Source organism: Mesorhizobium sp. M1066 (assembly GCF_040318635.1).
Lineage (GTDB): Bacteria > Pseudomonadota > Alphaproteobacteria > Rhizobiales > Rhizobiaceae > Mesorhizobium.
The window spans coordinates 297,501-302,500 of sequence record NZ_JAMYMR010000002.1 but is presented as its reverse complement, the minus strand read 5'-3'; the positions used below and the strand labels follow the sequence as shown (position 1 = coordinate 302,500).

The 5,000-nt window shown below is 54.4% G+C and carries 1 protein-coding gene, 1 tRNA gene and 2 rRNA genes (1 of these 4 only partly in view); all 4 read left to right on the top strand.

Annotated elements, in window-relative coordinates:
* Positions 1-420 precede the first annotated feature (420 nt).
* A 23S ribosomal RNA gene (locus NKH52_RS04480) occupies positions 421-3,242 on the top strand.
* A gap of 278 nt (positions 3,243-3,520) precedes the next feature.
* Positions 3,521-3,635, top strand: a 5S ribosomal RNA gene (rrf, locus tag NKH52_RS04475).
* 154 nt (positions 3,636-3,789) lie between these two features.
* Positions 3,790-3,866: transfer RNA gene (locus tag NKH52_RS04470), tRNA-Met, on the top strand.
* 933 nt (positions 3,867-4,799) lie between these two features.
* Positions 4,800-5,000: the 5' portion of a type II toxin-antitoxin system ParD family antitoxin gene (locus tag NKH52_RS04465; protein ID WP_352727961.1), read on the top strand. It continues 66 nt past the right edge of the window; only the first 201 of its 267 coding nucleotides appear in the window; its start codon is at positions 4,800-4,802; its stop codon lies off the right edge, out of view.

The window sequence follows — 5,000 nt, the reverse complement described above, 5'->3', positions numbered from 1 at the left end:
CGCGCAATCCCGAAGGGATTGTCGCGGTTCGCGACGATCCTGCGGATCGCGCGGAGGTGTCGAGTAGAGATGAAGGGAAAAAGTCATTCGTAAAAAGGTTTTGTGGTGAGCATCTAGCTTGCCGCTTGTTCTGTTTGACATTGTAAAGAGAAGATTTGTTCGAACTTCATGAGCTTGAAAAGGTTTGTGATTTGTCGCGGGAGACGCTCAATCTCCCGCATATGATGGGCTTGCCTAACCGCGCCCTCGAACCGATCTCGAGAAGCTGGTCTTTTTGTGCCAATGACATCGAAGTTAGATCCCGCACAGGATCTGCTTCAGGCGACAATTCCTTTGGAATTGCGCGGATGCTGATCCCGTAAGGGAGAGGCTGAAGCGACAATCCTTCGGATTGCGCAGGTGGGCATTGGCAATGAGAACGATCAAGTGTCTTAAGGGCAATTGGTGGATGCCTTGGCATGCACAGGCGATGAAGGACGTGATACGCTGCGATAAGCTACGGGGAGGTGCGAATACCCTTTGATCCGTAGATTTCCGAATGGGGAAACCCACCTAAGGTACTTGGAAAATCAGAGCAGCCAGAAGGTCGCAAGGCTGACTTGCTGCTGTGGTTTCCAAGTATCGATAATAGGTAACTTACCCTGAATACATAGGGGTAAAGTGGCGAACGCGGGGAACTGAAACATCTAAGTACCCGTAGGAAAGGACATCAACCGAGACTCCGGAAGTAGTGGCGAGCGAACCCGGACCAGGCCAGTGGCGATTGAGAGACAAGCGGAACCTTCTGGAAAGTAGGGCCATAGTGGGTGACAGCCCCGTACGCGTAATGCAATCAATCGTCCTCGAGTAAGGCGGGACACGTGAAATCCTGTCTGAAATTGGGGGGACCACCCTCCAAGCCTAAGTACTCGTGCATGACCGATAGCGAACTAGTACCGTGAGGGAAAGGTGAAAAGCACCCCGACAAGGGGAGTGAAAGAGTACCTGAAACCGATTGCCTACAAACAGTGGAAGCCCAAGGTTCGTCCTGGGTGACCACGTACCTTTTGTATAATGGGTCAGCGACTTAGTGTGACGAGCAAGCTTAAACCGCTAGGTGTAGGCGCAGCGAAAGCGAGTCTGAACAGGGCGTTCAGTTCGTCGCATTAGACCCGAAACCGAGTGATCTAGCCATGAGCAGGTTGAAGGTAAGGTAACACTTACTGGAGGACCGAACCCATAACTGTTGCAATAGTTCGGGATGACTTGTGGCTAGGGGTGAAAGGCCAATCAAACTCGGAAATAGCTGGTTCTCCGCGAAATCTATTTAGGTAGAGCGTCGACCGAATACCCCAGGGGGTAGAGCACTGGATGGGCTAGGGGTCCTCACCGGATTACCAAACCTAACCAAACTCCGAATACCTGGGAGTACTAGTCGGCAGACACACGGCGGGTGCTAACGTCCGTCGTGAAAAGGGAAACAACCCTGACCTACAGCTAAGGTCCCCAAGTTATGGCTAAGTGGGAAAGGATGTGAGGATCCCAAAACAACCAGGATGTTGGCTTAGAAGCAGCCATCATTTAAAGAAAGCGTAACAGCTCACTGGTCTAAATAAGGGTCTTTGCGCCGAAAATGTAACGGGGCTAAAGCCATACACCGAAGCTTAGGGTTTGGTCCGCAAGGGCCAAGCGGTAGCGGAGCGTTCTGTAAGCTGATGAAGCCATACCCGTGAGGGGTGGTGGAGGTATCAGAAGTGCGAATGCTGACATGAGTAACGTAAGGGGAGTGAGAGACTCCCCCGCCGAAAGACCAAGGGTTCCTGCTTAAAGCTAATCTGAGCAGGGTTAGCCGGCCCCTAAGACGAGGCGGAAACGCGTAGTCGATGGGAACCACGTTAATATTCGTGGGCTTGGAGGTAGTGACGGATCATTGAGGTAGTCCAATCTTATCGGATTGAACGGGCTGCTGCGTGGTTCCAGGAAATAGCTCTTCCTTATAAACCGTACCCGAAACCGACACTGGTGGTCTGGTAGAGTATACCAAGGCGCTTGAGAGAACTATGCTGAAGGAACTCGGCAAATTGCACGCGTAACTTCGGAAGAAGCGTGACCCTTTTCTACGCAAGTAGAGGAGGGTGGCACAGACCAGGGGGTAGCGACTGTTTATCAAAAACACAGGGCTCTGCGAAGTCGCAAGACGACGTATAGGGTCTGACGCCTGCCCGGTGCTGGAAGGTTAAGAGGAGGGGTGCAAGCTCTGAATCGAAGCCCCAGTAAACGGCGGCCGTAACTATAACGGTCCTAAGGTAGCGAAATTCCTTGTCGGGTAAGTTCCGACCTGCACGAATGGCGTAACGACTTCCCCGCTGTCTCCAGCATAGACTCAGTGAAATTGAATTCCCCGTGAAGATGCGGGGTTCCTGCGGTTAGACGGAAAGACCCCGTGCACCTTTACTATAGCTTTACATTGGCATTCGTAGTGGCATGTGTAGGATAGGTGGTAGGCTTTGAAACCTGGGCGCCAGCTCAGGTGGAGCCACCCTTGAAATACCACCCTTATTACTATGGATGTCTAACCGCGGCCCGTTATCCGGGTCCGGGACAATGTATGGTGGGTAGTTTGACTGGGGCGGTCGCCTCCTAAAGAGTAACGGAGGCGCGCGATGGTGGGCTCAGAACGGTCGGAAATCGTTCGCTGAGTGCAATGGCATAAGCCTGCCTGACTGCGAGACTGACAAGTCGAGCAGAGACGAAAGTCGGTCATAGTGATCCGGTGGTCCCGCGTGGAAGGGCCATCGCTCAACGGATAAAAGGTACGCCGGGGATAACAGGCTGATGACCCCCAAGAGTCCATATCGACGGGGTTGTTTGGCACCTCGATGTCGACTCATCGCATCCTGGGGCTGGAGCAGGTCCCAAGGGTATGGCTGTTCGCCATTTAAAGCGGTACGTGAGTTGGGTTCAGAACGTCGTGAGACAGTTCGGTCCCTATCTGCCGTGGGTGTAGGAATATTGAAAGGATCTGTCCCTAGTACGAGAGGACCGGGATGGACGGATCTCTGGTGGACCTGTTGTGGCGCCAGCCGCATAGCAGGGTAGCTATATCCGGACGGGATAACCGCTGAAGGCATCTAAGCGGGAAACCCACCTTAAAACGAGTATTCCCTGAGAACCGTGGAAGACGACCACGTTGATAGGCCGGGTGTGGAAGAGCGGCAACGCTTGAAGCTTACCGGTACTAATAGTTCGATCGGCTTGATCGTTCTCATTCCTTATGCTCATCTGACAAAGTCAGATGGTCTGTTCTCACTCACGCTTGTTCCGCCCTGCGGGCGGCGCTACGTGGGTGCGGCGCATCAGCGCCGACGGTCGGTCGACCTTGCGAAGCTTCGCTTCGAAAGGCGTCAGGATCCAAAGAACTGTAAAGGCACAAAAAAGACCAGCGAACAGCTCAGAGAAAGCAGCAAATAGGGTCCCTATTCGCTACTCACTATTGGCTATTCGCTCAAAAAAGCTTCTCGAACAACGTGCGTTTTGCCGACCTGGTGGTTATGGCGGAGCGGCTGCACCCGATCCCATTCCGAACTCGGCCGTGAAACGCTCCAGCGCTGATGGTACTTCGTCTCAAGACGCGGGAGAGTAGGTCGCTGCCAGGTCTGCTAAACGCACGTTGAACTCACATCCAATCGGATGTGAGAGAAATCTTCTCTTTATGAAATGGCCCGCCAAGGGATCACGGGCCGCGTAAGCGGCCCTTTCATTTGGTCAGCCATATACCTATCTGTAGGCCTCGGCTTACACAAAAGGTGACGCGGGGTGGAGCAGCCCGGTAGCTCGTCAGGCTCATAACCTGAAGGTCACAGGTTCAAATCCTGTCCCCGCAACCAAATACAAAAGAGCCCGCCCTCGTGCGGGCTCTTTTGTATTGGGCTGTGGTGCCGGCGATTTAACCTGTCATCAGCCGCCCGCAAGCGGAGCCGACGCCGCCGGACAAAAAACTCAATCCTGTCCCCGCAACCAATCTGCGGTAATCAAACGGCCCGCCTGGCACAAAGCCCGCGGGCCGTTTTGATGTTCGGCTGGGCTGGCCATCGATTGCGCCGGATCAGGCGTCCGCAACAAGGCGAAGGCCCAAGCTGCGGGACAAAAAAACCCAATCCCGGTCCCCGCAAACCAAACTGCACCAAGCAAACAGTCCGCCAGGCACCAGCCAGCGGGCCGTTCGCATTCGGGGGACATGGTGCCTGCAAGCGGCACTCCTCGGCGCACAAAGAGGCTCAGCCGACAAGCTACGACAACAAAACAAGCCTCTCAACAAAACCTAATTCAAAACAGCCCGCAGCCGCGGGCCGTTTGCGTTTAGGGGACTGGCGGTGAAGTGCCCAGCCGCCGCCATGACCGGATCAACCGAATCAGAGGCAAAAAAGACGAAGCATCCGATCCTCTTGTCAGGCATCGGTCAGTGATGCTGGTGATGACTTGCAATCAAATACGAAATGAATTGGGTCGGGGTGGTGTTCTATTCAGCCGGCTTTTGTGGCCACCCTCGGCCATGACAATGACTGAGGACCGCGAATCGACCTGCATGTGGATTATCGATCGCGCCGGCCGTTGGGTGTGTCACGCCGCAATAGCCGCAAGTGCCGTTGGTCGAGCGGCCCGGGGCGTTGAAGCGACGCCTCGATCAAGTCGAATCAAAGTGAAGGGTGATTCTCTGGGGATGAGTGGCGCAAGGTGTAGCATGGTCATCGGCCAATTTTGCTAATAGCTGACATCTATCGCCAGGTTTGGGATCACTCCCATGTTCCCGTAGGGGGGCAATGCCAAATTACGCTGTGAATGACCATTACGAGAGCTCCATCAGGAAGCAGCTCGAATCAGGCCGCTACAGTAATGCCAGCGAGGTTGTCCGCGCGGGCCTGCGCACGCTTGAGGATTTCGAGGCGGTGCGGGTGAAATGGCTGCGCGAGGAGATACCGGGGCGCCTAACTGAACTCCGGCAGGATTCATCGAAGGGAATC